Source organism: Shewanella sp. ANA-3 (assembly GCF_000203935.1).
Classification (GTDB): Bacteria; Pseudomonadota; Gammaproteobacteria; order Enterobacterales; family Shewanellaceae; genus Shewanella.
In genome coordinates this window covers 3,273,957-3,290,376 of the sequence record NC_008577.1, presented here as the reverse complement: position 1 = coordinate 3,290,376, position 16,420 = coordinate 3,273,957, and the positions used below count along the sequence as shown (strand labels likewise).

13 protein-coding genes are annotated in these 16,420 nt (G+C 50.2%); 8 read left to right on the top strand and 5 right to left on the bottom strand.

Annotated features, from left to right (window positions below; translation table 11 throughout):
* Positions 1-25: 25 nt before the first annotated feature.
* From SHEWANA3_RS14495 to SHEWANA3_RS14485, 3 genes are all read right to left on the bottom strand, one after another.
* The gene (locus SHEWANA3_RS14495; RefSeq protein WP_041412683.1) at positions 26-3,217 is read right to left on the bottom strand and encodes a winged helix-turn-helix domain-containing protein; all 3,192 of its coding nucleotides are present in this window, start codon (positions 3,215-3,217) and stop codon (positions 26-28) included.
* Positions 3,218-3,628: 411 nt separating this feature from the next.
* Entirely contained in the window at positions 3,629-4,957 is a 1,329-nt protein-coding gene (locus SHEWANA3_RS14490; protein ID WP_011717635.1) for a DUF4785 domain-containing protein, read from the bottom strand.
* A gap of 10 nt (positions 4,958-4,967) precedes the next feature.
* Entirely contained in the window at positions 4,968-5,825 is an 858-nt protein-coding gene (locus SHEWANA3_RS14485; RefSeq protein WP_011717634.1) for a hypothetical protein, read from the bottom strand.
* A 499-nt stretch (positions 5,826-6,324) separates the two neighbouring features.
* On the opposite strand from SHEWANA3_RS14485, the gene SHEWANA3_RS14475 reads away from it, so the two are divergent.
* The 7 genes from SHEWANA3_RS14475 to SHEWANA3_RS14445 all read left to right on the top strand — a co-directional run bounded on the left by SHEWANA3_RS14475 (position 6,325) and on the right by SHEWANA3_RS14445 (position 13,293).
* Entirely contained in the window at positions 6,325-6,672 is a 348-nt protein-coding gene (locus SHEWANA3_RS14475; protein WP_023267442.1) for a hypothetical protein, read from the top strand.
* Positions 6,673-6,847: 175 nt separating this feature from the next.
* Positions 6,848-7,546, top strand: coding sequence for a TetR/AcrR family transcriptional regulator (locus tag SHEWANA3_RS14470; protein WP_011717632.1), 699 nt, complete (start codon positions 6,848-6,850; stop codon positions 7,544-7,546).
* Positions 7,547-7,617: 71 nt separating this feature from the next.
* Positions 7,618-8,559 (top strand): HlyD family efflux transporter periplasmic adaptor subunit, encoded by a 942-nt coding sequence (locus SHEWANA3_RS14465; RefSeq protein WP_041413095.1) that lies wholly within the window; start codon positions 7,618-7,620, stop codon positions 8,557-8,559.
* Between the two features lie 95 nt (positions 8,560-8,654).
* Entirely contained in the window at positions 8,655-9,596 is a 942-nt protein-coding gene (locus SHEWANA3_RS14460; RefSeq protein ID WP_049796085.1) for an ABC transporter ATP-binding protein, read from the top strand.
* Positions 9,586-10,707, top strand: a complete 1,122-nt coding sequence (locus tag SHEWANA3_RS14455) for an ABC transporter permease (protein ID WP_011717629.1) — start codon at positions 9,586-9,588, stop codon at positions 10,705-10,707. Before SHEWANA3_RS14460 ends, SHEWANA3_RS14455 begins: the two co-directional genes overlap by 11 nt.
* A gap of 238 nt (positions 10,708-10,945) precedes the next feature.
* A complete protein-coding gene (locus SHEWANA3_RS14450; RefSeq protein ID WP_011717628.1) occupies positions 10,946-12,232 on the top strand; it encodes an acetyl-CoA hydrolase/transferase C-terminal domain-containing protein in 1,287 nt (428 codons plus the stop codon).
* Positions 12,233-12,462: 230 nt separating this feature from the next.
* Positions 12,463-13,293, top strand: a complete 831-nt coding sequence (locus tag SHEWANA3_RS14445; RefSeq protein ID WP_011717627.1) for an SseB family protein — start codon at positions 12,463-12,465, stop codon at positions 13,291-13,293.
* A 69-nt stretch (positions 13,294-13,362) separates the two neighbouring features.
* Here SHEWANA3_RS14445 and SHEWANA3_RS14440 read toward each other — a convergent pair whose 3' ends face one another.
* Complete coding sequence (locus tag SHEWANA3_RS14440) at positions 13,363-14,928, bottom strand: S8 family serine peptidase (RefSeq protein ID WP_011717626.1); 1,566 nt, start codon at positions 14,926-14,928, stop codon at positions 13,363-13,365.
* Between the two features lie 368 nt (positions 14,929-15,296).
* Here SHEWANA3_RS14440 and SHEWANA3_RS14435 point away from each other — a divergent pair, with 368 nt between their 5' ends.
* Complete coding sequence (locus SHEWANA3_RS14435) at positions 15,297-15,617, top strand: hypothetical protein (protein WP_011717625.1); 321 nt, start codon at positions 15,297-15,299, stop codon at positions 15,615-15,617.
* A 228-nt stretch (positions 15,618-15,845) separates the two neighbouring features.
* On the opposite strand, the gene SHEWANA3_RS14430 is transcribed toward SHEWANA3_RS14435, so the two are convergent.
* Positions 15,846-16,394: a DUF1415 domain-containing protein gene (locus SHEWANA3_RS14430; RefSeq protein WP_011717624.1), complete on the bottom strand. Its 549-nt coding sequence runs from the start codon at positions 16,392-16,394 to the stop codon at positions 15,846-15,848.
* Positions 16,395-16,420: the final 26 nt, after the last annotated feature.

Below are 16,420 nucleotides of genomic sequence, written 5' to 3'. Positions count from 1 at the left end.
TTCATTGTGTTGTTATAGAATAGCGTCATTGTGCATGTGTACAATTAATAGAACGCTCAAATAAGAGTTTATACTTTGGTTCTTTATTTAATTCCATTAGTTTTTTAATGCGTTCATTTGCTTTGTGGCAAAATGAATTAGTAATTTCAATAGGGTATTCGTTGTTCTCAGAAATTAGTAACTCACTTTCTGCTAAATTGAGTTCGAAAGCCATATTTTGCGAAAAATTCTTTGATAATGTTAGATACGACTCGTATGCTTTTTCTGCGTAAGTTTTTGCATCTTTATATTTTCCAGAGTTCATGAGGAAATAAGATGACGATAAGTAAAAGTTAGCCCATACCTCAGACTTTTTTTGAGTTTCATTAAGATTTTTATCTGCAGACATCGAAGCTTCAAGTACGCTAATTTTGTTCTCTGGAGTTTGCTCAGTTGAAGAGTTACTTAATCTGATTACTTGGAAAACAGAGTAATATCTCAATGTTTTCCATATGTCATTTTGGGGATCTTGCCTTAGTATTTCTTCAACAGTTGATAGGTTTAACTTTGCTTGATTAAGAGCTTCATCTTTATGTTCAGTATAACTAAGCAAATCTGCGAGAGTTTGGTAGCTTCCACTTAGTTTTTCTAGCAAATAAGGACTTTTAATATGATTACCTAGCTCTAATTCTTGTTGCAGCTCTTTATGGATGGATATTGCTGTGTTTATGTCTCCCAAAGACACTGCCGCACTCGCTAACCAAGAACGCGTATTAGCCACATCGGCAATTAGTTGGCTATCTTCGGGGGCTTTGGCCAGTGCCAATAGCTTTAATCGTAATGATTCCTCAAAATCTTGCTGCGCCTTGGCAAAGTCCTGTTGCTTCATCGACACTGAGCCCAAGGTGTTATGGGCATAGGATAGTTCCATCAGCGCATCTTTATCCTCTGGCGCTAGGGTGTACATGGTTTGGCTATAGGCTAAGTACTGCTCGAAGAACGGGCGAGATGCCGCCCAATCTTTCACATCATATTTAAGCTGACCCAACCAAAAGGCGTTGGCGCCTAAGGTTTTTAGCAGGGCTAAGTTTTCGGGCTGCAATTCGAGCAGCGGTAGCATTTTTTCCTGTGCGGCGAGTAGAGCGCTGCGGGCTTCATCGATTTTATTGCGTGAATAGGCGACTTCGCCCATGGCCTCTAAGGTTTGTCCATGCTGGAAGCGGGCGTCGAAGCTTAAGTACTTCTCATCGTCTTGGCTGGAGAAATCCGTGAAATATTCCAATGCCTTATTGCTGATCCCGTCGAGTAAGTCCATCCGGCCGATGCCGCGCATTTTATCGGCGAAGTCACCCACCATAAACCCGAGCAGATCTTCAGCGGCGAGGCGTTTTTGCTGGGCCAGCTTTTCGGCTTCGATACTGCGAACACTCATAATGACTGAGGTTAAGGTGAGTACGCACAGCAGGGCGACGGTAACGCGCCTCGTCCAGCGCAGCATAGTGGCGCGTTTGCTGGAGGCGGCAATAAAGTCTGTTTCCCGCTCGTCTAAGTCAAATAAGGGGTTTTGCCTAAGGCTTTGGGCCTCTTTTAAAGGTTTACCCTCGGCCAGCAAATAGGCGCTGTGTTTGGCTTCGCTGAGCCAGCGCTGGGATAAATGCTGTAGTCGGCTCTTAATGCTAAGGCTGTCGTTATGTTCGCTGATCCACGCCGTCGCCCTTGGCCAGCGGCGCAGCAGGGCTTCGTGGGCGATGCTAAAACAGGGCTCACCATTTTGCAGATGGGACACAAATAAGCGGCTATCGACCATGGCTTGCACTAGGGCTGTTTCGGCCGCGCTTTGCAACTGCGACCAGCGGGCGGTGCGGCTGGTGATGGATTTTTCATCCTCACGCAGGGTGACTAACAGGGATAAAATCCGTGGCAGACTGGCTTTTTCGGCCTCGGTTAAATGGGAGATGGCCTGCTCGGCATTTTTACCGATAGCACCTTCGATACCGCCCAAGGTGCGATATACAGAGACCAATAGTTTGTCATCGTCGCTGCGTTGTAAATACAGCGCCTGCAAGGTGTATTGCAGCATAGGCAGCGCATCTGGGTTGCTGGCGGCATCGCTACAGAGCATTTCATCGAGCGGCATGGCGGTGTCGTTATCGATTTCCCAGGTTAAATTGGCGGCAACGGCCGGCAGGCGGATCATCTGCAACAGCTCGGTGCGAGTGGGCGGCGCTAAGTCGAAATGGGCGCCGCGCGCTTTGCCTGCCATCAGGCTGGGGTAATTGACTAGCAGCGGATAAAAGTCGTTGCGACAGGCACTTAAAATTAACACTGCATGGGAAGTAGCAAGACGCTCTAACAGCTCGATAAAGGCGCTGCGCTCGGTATCGCTAAACAGCGGCGATGATAATAAGACCTCTAATCGGTCGATAAATAAGGCAAAGCGTGGTGTAGCATAGGTCTGATTTTTAAGGCTTTGTTTACATATATCGACAATGCTCTGCGGATTTTGTTCAAGCTTGGCGGCGAGCGTATCGGCGCTCATTCCCTCAAATACTGGGGTGTCATTTAGCTCCCAGTCGAGCATGGCGCTGGCCAAATCGGTGAGCAGTTGTCCCTTGCTGACATCGGCAAAATCGAGGCTGCTGTAGGCCACAACCCCAACGCCATTAAAGCCATTGGCGGCCATAAGGTTAGGCAAAACACCGGCATTAATTAAGGAAGATTTACCGCTACCACTCGGGCCTAAAATTAAGCAGAAGGCGCGGCCAAATTGGATTTGTTGGCTAATGCGATTCAGCAGCGTGCTAATTTGCTCGCTGCGGCCGAAGAATACGTCGGCATAGTTGGCGCTGTAGGCTTGCAGGCCTGGAAACGGCGAGCCGCCTTGCCAAGCCTGTGGTGTTGCGCTGGCTTCATGGCCAACGGGAAAGCGAACCTCGGCTAAGGTGCGATAGCCACGTTTACGAATGGTCTCAATGTAACGGGATTCGGTGGCGCTATCGCCAAGTGCGCGACGTAACTGGTTGATAACCTTGTGCAGTGGATTGTCGCCCGTGTCGACCCCCGGCCAGCAATGGCTAACAATTTCGTCGCTGCTGACCACTTCACCGGCGTTTTGGCAGAGAAACAACAACACATCCATCGCCTTAGGTTCAAGTTGTTTAACTTGTTTACCAAGGAGCAGGCTGTTGGCGCTGGGATTGACTTGCCATTCACCAAAAAAAAATGTGCTGTCACTCATAGGATTTCCATTGCTTGAGCATCGACTAAGGCGGGGGAATCGCGGTGCCATTAGCCATTGTTATTTTTATAGGTAGCGCGTTTTGTACATTGAGTGTCATCAATTTGGATGATGTCAAAACATTGACATTATGCCTAGACACTTTGTTATTTAAAAGGAATAACCTTCGGTAATCAATGTAAATTTTATATCGTCATTGTGACGATATTGCGTCCTGTGGCACCTGCTTTATCACTCATTTGTGATCTCATGCGGCATTTTGAAAACCTTTGTTGGGAATTTGTCTGGTGATTTTCTGTCTGGCTTTAACTGAGGCTGATTGCATCAAGCTAAAAAAAGAGTGCCCGGGTGGGCACTCAAAACGGTTGGGAAGGGAGAAGTGGAAAGAGAAAATATAGTGCGCTTGCTAAATTAGCGGCTAAGCACCAGCGCGTTAGCCTGAAAACTTAACCGTGCCATTTGCCCTTGGTCTTGCAGCTCTAGCTCGTTGAGTTCAAAGGGCGGTTGCAGACCGGATGCTTGGATAAGTGTTGGGTCAAACATCAGCTTGAGTTTGGGGGATTCGGGCGTTAACCAAGTCGCCGCTTGGGTGCGCATAATCGCCACTTTTTGGCCCTCGGTATTGGTGCCCGTGAGCACGCCACTTAAACCAAAGCGTCCCGCCTCGGCGACATTTAGCTCAAAGTTGACTTGATTCGGCACGCCTTTGTCCCAAACGGTCAATACTTCGGGCTTGATGCTGGCCGAATTTACATAGGACTTAAAGGCGGTTTTCACCGTGCGCTGCACTGGGCGGCCATCGACCTGAGTCTGGACTGTGACTTCGATTTCACTCAGCCCCGCATTGCTGCTGGCAAGGGGCAAGTCTGCGGGCACTAAAGCCTGCCATTCATCCCCCTGTTTCACCATGGCCAGCGCTTGCTCTGTGCCATCGGCTTGTTTGAGTTTGGCCTGAGGCGCAAATTGATTATCGCTTTGGCTTAAGGCGAGTTTTACCCCAAGCGTTTGGGCGTCGGCCGCAATTGCGCTGGGCGCCTTGATGCTCAGTTGATAGGGCGAGCCTTTTTCCTTCACGTTGACCAGATAGTTGGCCCTAGCAACCAAGGGCTGGCTGACTTGTAGGCGATATTCTCCGGCCGTGGCTTTTTCAGACATTTGTAGCGCGCTGGAATCATCGGCGAGTCCCGCACTGGCTAAGGCGTCGGCGCTCACCAGCGACTTAACTAAAGATTCCGTTGCTTGCGGGCTGGCGTTTTTCCCCTGCGGCGTGTGGCCTATCCGCTGAATTTGCACTCGCTCAGGCGCTACGGCATCGGCATGCATCAAGGCGCCTGTGCTGACATCGCCGCGGGGCGCAATCCGCACTAAGCTGCCCGCTTGGCTCAAGTTAAGCTGCACGCCAGCATTCAGCTCGGCGCCGGTGACATTAAGCCAATACTCATCGCTCTTGCTTGTCTGCTCAAGCACGGGCTGACTGGCTTGGTATTCGCCATAGAGCGGGGTGATAAAGCTGACATAATCGGTACTGGTGTTAATCGGCGCGAGGGTTGGCGCGGCGATATAGGTATCGACAAGATCGCTATCCGTTGGCGCTGATAAGGTTAAGCCCTTGGCATACATTGGGCTGGCTTCTTTTTGTGGCTCAGGCGTGGTCGATTCATCCTGACAGGCACCGAGCAGGCCAGCTAAGATGACCAAGCTGACCGCTTTGCTTAAGGTGCGGAGTGTGAATGGTTGCATAGTTAGCTCCTTAAATATGGCTTCTGATCAGCGTGTCTAAGTTAAAGCAGGCACGGCGACTCTGCTGATGGCTTAATGGTTCTTGACCTCGGGTCTTTTGTTTATCGGTAAACCAGACTGTGCCTGCGGCTTTTTGCGAGCTGCAATTTAAGAAGCCGTCGGAGCAGCTATCGAGCCAGTTTTGGGTGGTTTCGAGGGCGACCTGATATTGATAGCCAGCGCAGTAGCTGTCGCTATCCCAAATGGCAGAATCCACATCCGAGCCGACAACCACCTCGAAGGGCTTACCTAAACTCGGGCGACCAGCTGTGCCGTAGAGCAAGGTGTTGTTGTAGTTTGCCATCCAGCCGACTTGCTGTTGTTTGACCGCATTGCTGCCATAGCCTAAGAGCCAACCTAGGCTGGTTTCGAACACATTGCCCTGATTGACCGCATCGGCCAGCGGCGTGCCGCCACTCGATGGCGCAAGGGCTATGACTCTGGAGGTGGCGTTGATCACCGCAGGATAGCGGCTGTCCCAGGTTGGGTTGGATAAAATCCAGCGCACCACATTGCCGCCATTGGAGTGGGTGAGCAGGATTAAATCATCAATATTCTTCGCTTGAATAAAGCTATTGAGCTGAGTGGCAAGACAGCCTGCGGCCGTTTCTTCCCACATATATTGGTCGAAGTCACAGTTGATGACAGTGTAATTATTGGGGACGGGGATCCCTTGGCGCACCGAGTTAACAAACTCCGACGTCCAATAGTCGGCTAACGCATTGGTTTGATGCCCAGTTCCGTGGACAAAGGCGATACCCGTTGCAGCAAATACCGCGGGGCTGACAGCTAACAGACCCAAGAGCATTAAGGTGTTTTTTATCTTCATGGGTGTTTCTCATCTTTTAGTGATTGAGCACGGCCTTGCAGTCCATTGCTAACGGCCATTGAGTGTCGGGTGAATGGCGTTAAGTCGCAGCGTTCGGCATGGCAATCGTTTGTCAGGTTTAAATCAATACGGCGAAACCTTGGGAGTGGCAGCTAAAACACATCACCGCTTTGGCTTTTGCATCGGGGCTAAACTGGCCCGACTTCCACTCTGGGTTATTAACGTAGTCGCAACATTTTCTGCTGGCAAGCAAAAATTCACTATACAATTTAATGACATAGCGACAATCTTTTGACTGTGTTTTAATAGGGTGGAGGGGCACGCTAATTACTTGATCAGTAAACGCTAATAAAACGCATGGCGTATTAAGCTGTTTAAATTTGCCTAAAGCTGTGGGAAATTATTTTTTATTAACACTGAACGACTAATCAGTTTATTGTTCTGTATATCAAGATGTTTACACTTTCAGGAGGCACTTTTGGCTATAACACAACAGGAAATGAGCCGCTGTTTAACCGAGCTGCATTGTCGCAGCAATTTTTCGGTGAAGAGCATTACCGAATATATGTTGCCGGAAACCAAGGAAGCTTTTTATCTGCATATGGAGGGCAAAACCGCGCAGCTGATTATCCGCCCAGCCTTTGAGGTGTTTTCCAGCGAGTTAGCCACCTTAGCGGGCGTACATGCTAAGTATGACTATTACCATAATGCGGAAATGACGCGTTTTCCCAAGCGCTTACATAAGAGCCTTAACGAAACCCACTACGGATTGGCGTTTAGTTTCGATACCCTTGAAGCTGTGCAGCAATTTATCGCACGTTTAAGCGCCATCGTGAAAGGGACTTAGGATTTCATTAAAGCTAAATACTAGCCTTAAAAATGGTTTTAACCGTCTGATATCTTAGGCTTAAGCCTTTTAGGTTAAATTCCTCAATTTTAATCAAAATGAGGAATTTAACTGCTGCCTTTTCCAGCAGCTTTTCAGTATATTCATCAGTAGATGAATTCTGCTGGAGTGGCTTATGTCGCTTATTCCCCGTCGCCCAAGAGGTGTGGTTCCCTTTGCCGCCCAACCTGGGCAGTCCATGACTGCGGGTCGCCCGAAAGGCAACTCTGATGCGCGTCAACGGCTGATCGCCGCCGCGGTGACGCTCTTTAGTGAACGCAGTTATCCCACTGTTTCTACCCGTGAAATAGCCCGTGAAGCCGAAGTGGATGCGGCGCTTATCCGCTATTACTTTGACTCTAAAGCTGGCTTATTCGAGCAGATGGTGCGGGAAACCCTCGAGCCTGTGATTGCGCGTTTGCGTGAAATCTCCAGCGCTCAAGCACCCAATGATATAGGTGAACTGATGCAAACCTATTATCGGGTGATGGCACCTAATCTTGGATTACCCCGATTAATAGTACGTGTGTTGCAGGAAGGCGATGGCACAGAGGCCTATCGAATTATGTTGTCGGTGTTTGAGCAAATTCTGTCCCTCTCGCGCCAATGGGTCGAGTCGGCATTAGTGAATGCGGGATTACTCAAAGAAGGGCTCGACCCCAATTTAGTGCGCCTGAGTTTTATCAGTTTGATGGTGTTTCCGCTGATCGCGCCCCCGGTTTTAATGCGTCAGTTTGGCCTGTTTAGTGCCAATACTGCGGATTTACAACGCTTAGCGCTGCACAATATGCAGGTGTTTACCCAGGGTGTATTACGTGAACCTAGGAGTGAATGATGATTTTAACCAATAGGTTAACAGTGATGTCGGTTAAAACGCGGCGACTTTCTCCTCAAAGATGGGGCAAGATGTTGGCGAATCTTTTGGGCGCGGCATTGTTGCTGCAATTGACGGCTTGCGGTGATGAATCCCCCCGCGTGCTGGGCACAGTCGAGCGCGACAGGTTAACCCTCACCGCACCCGTGGGGGAGCTGATCAACCAGATTAATGTGGTCGAAGGCCAGCAAGTGCAGGCGGGGGAGGTGTTACTCGAGCTAGATAGCACAGCCGCTAAGGCGCGCTTAGGTCAACGTCAAGCCGAGCTTAAGCAAGCGCAGGCCAAGCTGGAAGAAGCCGTGACGGGGGCTCGCTCGGAAGATATAGATAAAGCCCGCGCCGCCCTCGACGGCGCCAATGCCAGCGTGAAAGAGGTGCAGCAGAATTTTGAGCGCACGCAGCGGTTATTTAAGACTAAGGTGCTTAGCCAAGCGGACTTAGATGCGGCGCTCGCGGCGCGTGATACCAGCCTTGCCAAGCAGGCCGAAGCCGAGCAGAGCCTAAGACTGCTACAAAACGGTACCCGCAGCGAGCAACTCGAACAGGCCAGAGCCGCAGTCGAGGCGGCCATGGCTGGCGTGGCACAAGAGCAAAAAGCCCTCAAGGATTTAAGCCTAGTGGCAGCAAGATCCGCAGTAGTGGATACCTTACCTTGGCGGGTGGGCGACAGGGTGGCCGCAGGCAGTCAACTTATTGGTTTATTGGCAATTGAGCATCCCTATGTGCGGGTGTATCTGCCTGCGACTTGGCTCGATAGGGTCAAGGCGGGTAGCCAAGTGAAGATCCTTGTCGATGGCCGCGCGCAGCCTATTGCAGGCACAGTGCGTAATATCCGCAGTCAACCGGCTTACACTCCTTTTTATGCCTTAAATGAACGCGATAGGGCGAGATTAATGTATCTCACCGATATTGATATTGCGCCAGAGGGAGAGGATTTACCCACGGGAATGGCCCTTGAGGTACAACTGCCATGAGTGCTCAACAGGCTACAGCAGGGATATCAGTCGCAGGGACATCAGCGGCAGAAACATCAAGCGCGACTCCTGAATTTGCTATCGAAACCCGCGGTATGACCCGCGCTTTTGGCGGCATCAATGCGGTCGAAGACCTTGATTTGGCGATCCCTAAGGGCACGATTTATGGGTTTTTAGGCCCCAATGGCTGTGGCAAATCGACCTCCATTCGAATGTTGACTGGGCTGCTCAGCCCAACCTCAGGGGATATTCGGGTGCTGGGGGAAACCTTGCCCGGCGCCGAGGAAAAACTGCGCCGCCGCATTGGCTATATGACGCAAAAATTCTCCCTCTACGACAACCTGTCGGTGCGGGAAAACCTCGAGTTTGTGGCGCAAATTTATGGGCTGAATCGTCGCCAAACCAAGGCGCGTTTGGCCGAACTATTAAGCTTGTACGATTTGGCGGGGCGCGAGAAGCAAATGGCGGGCTCCATGAGTGGCGGGCAAAAGCAACGTTTAGCTTTGGCCGCCGCGACCTTGCATCACCCCGAGCTGTTATTTCTCGATGAGCCAACATCGGCGGTCGACCCTGAAAATCGCCGCGAGTTTTGGGAGCGGCTGTTCGATCTCTGCGCCCAAGGCACCACGATTTTAGTCTCGACCCACTATATGGATGAGGCAGAGCGTTGCCATGGATTAGCGATTTTAGAGCGTGGGATAAAACGCGCCGACGGCTCGCCGCAACAATTAATGGCGGCCATGGGCGCGCGGGTCGTTGAAGTGTCGGGGGAGGATTTACGCAAGCTTAAACAGTCACTCATTAGCGACGCCAACGTGTTATCGGCGGCGCAGATTGGCAGTCGTTTACGGGTATTAGTGCAAAGTTCGATTGCAGATCCGCTGGCCTGGTTAAGCCCAAGGGTCGCGGGGCGGGCATTGACCGAAGTGCGCCCCAGCCTTGAGGATGTGTTTGTCACCTGCACGGGTGGGCGTGCCCAGCTAACGCCGCCAAACGGCAGTCAGGCCACTACCGTGGAGGCTCAAGATGCTACGTAGAATTTGGGCCGTGGTGGTCAAAGAACTCAGGCAGTTATCGCGGGATCGCATGACCTTCGGCATGATAGTGATGATCCCCTTAGTGCAGTTGATGTTGTTTGGTTATGCCATCAATACCGATGCGCGCCATTTGCCCGCAGGTTTAGTGAATTTAAGCGATTCTGCCTATAGCCGCGCCTTGGTTAAGGCAGTAGAAGCGACTCAAGTTGTTGATTTTAAACATCGCTATTTGAGCGCCGCCGAAGCGGATGCAGCCATTACACGGGGCGAAGTGAAAGCCGTGCTGTATTTAGGCGCCGATCTCGACGAGCGTTTAGTGCGGCATCCCGCCTTTGCGGGGCAGGCCTATTTTGCCGAGCCCGTGGGTCAATGGTTAGTGGATGGCTCGGATACCGTAGTCGCCTCCACTATTCGCAGTTTAAGGCAAATGCCGCTCGATGAAATCGCGGGCAGGGCGGTCAAATCGAATCCCCCCAGTTTTGAGGTGGTGCAATACTTTAACCCTGAGCAGCGTTCTGTGGTGAATATCGTCCCCGGCCTCTTGGGGGTGATTTTGACTATGACCATGGTGATGTTTACCTCGGCCGCGATTGTGCGCGAGCGTGAGCAGGGCAATATGGAGTTTTTAATCACCACACCAGTGCGGCCGCTCGAGCTAATGCTAGGTAAAATCACCCCTTATGTATTAGTGGGTTTCGTGCAATTGGCCATTATTCTTAGTGCCGGACATTTGCTGTTTGCAGTGCCGATCCGCGGCGGTTTGGACTCGATTGCGCTGGCGGCCATGTTGTTTATCTGCGCCAGTTTGACCTTAGGCCTAGTGATTTCGACCATAGCGAAAACCCAGTTGCAGTCGATGCAGATGACGGTGTTTATCCTGCTGCCGTCGATTCTGTTGTCGGGCTTTATGTTCCCCTACGAGGCCATGCCCGTGGCGGCGCAGTGGATTGCCGAGGCGTTACCCGCGACGCACTTTATGCGCATGTCCCGCGCGATTGTGCTGAGGGATGCCGAGGTGAGTGACTTGCAATTTGATGCGCTGTGGATGATTGGCTTTACCTGCCTAGGCCTGCTGGTGGCCAGTCTGCGATTCTCCAAACGTTTGGATTAACGGCTCTCGCTTTGAATGCGAGTTTTGACTTAACGCAAAGTATTGGTAAAGAATCGGACTAAGTCGTTGAAATGGATGTTAGTTACTTTAGAACTCGCTTACACTGCTGCTAATAAAATGTTCCTTTGCGGTATTGGCTTTGCGGATCCCTTGGGGGAGCGGAGATGCAAAGCGTGTGGCGCATCCTCGCCACAACATGCGCAAAGGAATGGGGATCAGCTAAGCGAAGGAATTCTGTATGTCTGCGATTGTGTGTCAAAGTGCCCTCGAAGCGGTATCGCTCATTCAAAGTGGCGAAACCCTGTGGACCCATTCCATGGGGGCGACCCCCAGAGTCTTATTAGATGCGCTGGCAAAACATGCGCTCACCCTTGAAAATCTCACCTTATTACAGCTACATACCGAAGGCGCCGAGTCCTTAAGTCATCCCGATTTGCGTGGTCATCTGCGCCATCGCTGTTTCTTTGGTGGAGTGCCGACTCGGCCGTTATTACAAAGCGGTGACGCCGACTATGTGCCGATTTTCCTCTCGGAAGTGCCTAAACTGTTCCGCAGCGGCGAGCAAAAAATCGATACCGCGATTATCCAAGTGTCGCCGCCCGACAAACACGGCATGTGTTCCTTAGGCATTTCGGTGGAGGCCACCTTAGCCGCCTGCCAAGTGGCGGGTAAAATCATCGCCCATATCAACCCGCAAATGCCCCGCACCCACGGCGATGGTTTTATTCATATCGACCGTTTCGCTGCCGTGTATGAACAGAGCGCCAGTTTGCCCATCCATGCCTTTGCCACCGGCGATGCCGTGAGTTTGGCGATAGGTAAAAACGTGGCCGAATTAGTGCGTGATGGCGATTGTTTGCAGATGGGCATTGGTGCGATTCCCGATGCGGTGTTGTCTTGCCTGACCGAGCATAAAGACTTAGGCGTGCATACCGAGCTATTTTCCGACGGGATTTTGCAGCTGGTCGAAAAGGGCGTGATTAACAACAGCAAGAAACGTTTTTACCCCGGAAAACTGGTCACAGGTTTCGCCTTAGGAAGCCAGAAGTTATACGACTATGTGGATGATAATCCAGCGGTCATTTTTATGGATATCGAGCAGGTAAACGATACTGCTATCATTCGTAAAAACCCCAATGTAATGGCGATTAACTCGGCATTGCAGGTCGACCTTTCAGGCCAAGTTTGCGCCGATTCGATAGGCACTAAGATTTATTCGGGTGTTGGCGGGCAGATGGACTTTATTCGCGGCGCGGGGTTATCCGAAGGCGGCCGCTCTGTGATTGCCTTGCCAAGTACCGCCTCGGGCGGCGCGATTTCCCGCATTGCTCCTGTGTTATCGCCCGGCGCAGGGGTGGTAACGACCCGTGCCCATGTGCATTACATAGTGACCGAGTATGGCGCGGCAAACCTACGTGGCCGCTCCCTACGCGAGCGGGCGCAGGCGCTGATCAATATCGCTCATCCGGATTTTCGTGAGCAGCTTTGCCGCGATGCCTTCGAGGTGTGGGGATTAAGTCTCTAATTCTATCAGTCAGTTACTCATGAGTGCCGAGTTTGCGACTGCGCAGGCTCGGTACTGTGCTAAGTGCCTGCTTTGATGCCAATTGTGGGATGTTTTACTCGATTCGACGCCCTCAATGTTTTACCATGCCCACGCGATTTAATCTGGTCAGTGTGAATCGAATGGTTAAAAATTATTTTTAACTCTTTGATAGTAAAGGACTGAACCGCTTAATAACAGGAAGTTTGCCAATGTTGTACACCCTAGAAGCGACAACCCCACTCGAACAAATTTTTGTGAAGGCCCTCCAAGACAATCTGTATGCGGCCGAGTTTTATCAACAACTTAGCCAATCAACCCTGTTTATCTTGAGTGAGAGTAGCACTGAGGCGCCCGAGGCGGGTGAAGGTGCGATGGCTATCGGCATCACCCAGTGGTATGTCCCCCTCGAGGATGGCAGTGATCATCCTTTTACGCCGATTTTCACATCTCAAACCGCCGTCGATAAGGCCATTGAATTGATGAAGAGCGAAGGCACTGCGCACCATGGGGTGATGACGCTCGATGCCGAGACGCTGTTCCAAGTGTTGCTGCAATCGGGGAGCGATATGGCGCTGAATCCTAACAGCAATATGTCGAAATCCTTGGATGCACACGAAGTACGCTTGATGTTGTCATCGCAGCTTGAGTTGGTTGAACATAGAGGCGCGCTCTCGTTATTTGGCAATATCGAGCCCCATGAGTATCCCCATTTCGCCCAGCTCAAAGGGTTATTGTCGAACTATAAAACCGTCGAGAAGGCCTATCTGCTGGAATCGTCACGCTTGGACTTTATTCGTAGTACTTCGGACCACGCCTTAAGCTTAGTGATCCAGTTACCCACTGAAAACTCAGAGGATATTAATCGTATTCGTGGCGATGTGAAGTTGCTCGAGCGTCAATTAGAGCAGGACAGCTGGCCCATTAAGGTGCACCATTTACATGGCGACAGCGTCGAGCCTATTGCGACATTTTGCCAAGCCAAGAGCGCGCCTTTTTACAGCCGCTCACTGCTGAGCAGTATCAAAGGTTGGTTTAAGTAATCTTCCGATAGACAATAAAAAAACCAGCACAAGTGCTGGTTTTTTTACTGGGATTATCTTGGCTAAATACTATTTACCAGAGCAGCCATAGGTAGTGAGGTAAGCATCGGCCGCTTTCGCGTTGACGATACCATAACCGAAGTAGTTATCCTTACCTACAGTACCCGCATCCATTGCCGTTGCTTTGAGTGCGTTACGGATTTGTGTGCCGGTACATTGTGAATGGTTAGACCATACCAATGCCGCCATACCCGATACTGCTGGTGTGGCCATTGAAGTACCGCTCATAAAGCCGTAGTCAACCGAATCGATTGAAACCGTTGCGTTTTGGGCTGCAAGTAGGCTCGCTCTATCTTCAAACGCTGCGCCAACAGCAGGAATAGTTGTGGCGTTGGTATCACCCAAAGTGCCGTAGAGCATGCCCGCCACGTTGTTGATAACGATTGCGCCCACACCGCCTGAGTTTTCACAGTTAAGCACTTTATCGTGGAAGGAAATCACACCGCGATCGATAACACAAATCTTACCGTTCGCGCCCGAATCCACTGCCTGAGCCGTGCCCATAAAATAGGTGTTACCCGTGGCTGAACCTGGGTTTTCCATTGCTGATGAGGCGACTGCCGCGCCATCGGCTGTTAAGGTTGAGGCCGTTGCCATGCCTGCAGGGTAGGTTGATAGGGTATCGACACCGCCTGCGGTCACTTCAACACAGATGCCATCATCGTTGACGGCTTTTTTACCACGACCGCTCACGCAGCTTGGGTATTGGGAGAAGTCGGCAATCTTATTGTTGGCATCGTTAGCACCGATCATCATCACCGATGGGTAACCCGCTGGATAGGAGCGCACTGAGTTACCGTCGTTACCCGCAGCCGCGACCACTAAACCACCCGCAGCAGTAAAGGCGTCGAAGGCATTCTTTTCAGTATTGTTGGCTGCGCCGCCACCTAAACTCATGCTGATGATCTTAGCGCCAGCATTACTACATTTGTTGGCTGCATAGGCTAAGTCAGAGGAGTAACCCCAACCCGAGGCGTTGAATACTTTTACGATATGCATGGGTACGCCAGGCGCCATACCGACTACACCGATATTGTTATCCGCCGCACCTATAGTACCCGCTACGTGGGTGCCGTGTGGGCCACCGTTCTGATACCAGTTACCCGTACCAGAGTCGTTATCGCCGGTGATGTTGTTCCAGTTAAAGTCTGGGTTTGAGCTATCTAAACCCGAGTCAATAATACACACCTTCATGCCCGCATTTGGGTTAAAAGTTACTTCGTTGGCATGGGATTGATATATCGCATAGGGCGTGACTTGCTGGGTCATTGGATTGCCCGCATCGTCGTTATATAGCGCCATTGGATGACGGCGAACGTCTTCTTCAATCAGGGTGATATGTGGGTTGTTTAGCAGGCCTTTTACTTGGGCGAGATCTTTGCCGGTAAAAGTCGCAGCGATAAATTCATCCCCTTCAAGGTTGATTTCTGCGCCCAATTTTTTGGCCAGTGCTTTAACTATGCCTTTATGACCCGCTTCGACTTGAATGACATAACGATTGTCGTCGGCATGGGCTTGGGCAATAACGCCCACAGATAAGGCAATAACGGCACTGGCGATTTTGGTTAATTTCATTGTGCTTGCTCCATTTGTTATCAAGGTTGTAAGACCTAAGCGACACGGAGCATCTACTTGTGCTCCTATGGACAGACGGGCGTCTGCTGACTTAGGCGATTTCAACCTAACACAGGAATTTATTTTTAACAAACAAATAACAAAAGTAGCAATTTGTAAATATTTTGAGCTGTAAATAAAGAATGACAATTATGGCTGCGTTAACAACCAAGCTATCTAGGGGAGAATATGCTGGCTAATTCACTCTAAGCTAATGAATTATCATTATGTTTTTTATTGATGTGATAGAGAGCAAGGCTGGTGACCGACGGGCCGTTTGATTATAGTGTCCGCTGTAAGTATTCCTAGGAGAGGACGAGATAATCGACATGGATGACATTGAATTAAAAGCGTATTTAACACAGCGTGTGTTATCTTTCAGCCAAAGTTGGAATGAGATCGAAAATAATCTTTATGCCAAACGGCAAGCAGAGGAAGAAGCCTTAAGAAAGGTATTACCCGAAACTGAGTTCCACTATGCAGAGCGGACCGATTGGTTTGCACTGCTCAATGAACAAATCTCCCCCTTATTCGATGGGTTTTGTACCGATAAGCCCCGTGTGTACGGCGGTAAAGTTCGCAACTCCTTTGGTTTTCCTTCAAAGTTTAATGGTTGTGACCATCCTCTCTTGAGCTGCTCGTTAACTTAAAACATAAGAGCAGAGCCGAAATCTATATCAAAACCAACACTCACTTCGAAGATGAGTATCTGTTTATCGTCCTTAAAAAGGCCGATGAATGGCGTATTGATAGCTATAAGAATCGTCGCTATGGCAATGAGAAATGGAGCACACAAATCCTGTGATTGGTGTAAACAGTGCGACCTTTCCCAATGCCTAAGCTTAGGCTTTGTTGGGTTTATTACTTTGAAATAAAAGCTATTTCCCCATGCACTCTGCGAGTAATTTAATAAAAAACTCGCTGCCTTTACGCTCACAAAATTGAATATTGCGCTCGGGAATTGATTCGGGGTCGTTGTAGTTAGCTAGGGCTAACTCCATACTGGCCTCGCGGATAATATGCAGGGTTGGGTAGGGCGCGCGGTTGGTATAATTGGCCGCAGAATCCTGTGGTTCATCCTCGAAGCAATAGTCGGGATGAAAATGCGCGAGCTGATACACGCCTTCATAGTCGTTGTCGAATAAGGCGTCGTTCGCCATATCGACCAGATCGAGGTAAGTGTAAAAGCCCTCAAAACCCCGCGGCAGAATAAACAGCGTGGTTTCGTGCTCTGGGTGGGCATCTAGATATTGGCATTCTTCAATTAAGGCTTTAAGCACTAGCTTGACTTTGGTTTGTTCAACAACGAGATAGCGAATACTGCCGCGCTCAACCTCACGTCTGGCGAAGGGGCAAATGTTGTATTTCATGATCACTTTTTTCACCCAGTTATCGGTTTGTTCAATGATCAGATCTATCTCATTCATGCTAGTGCTTAACTCTTACGGCCAAA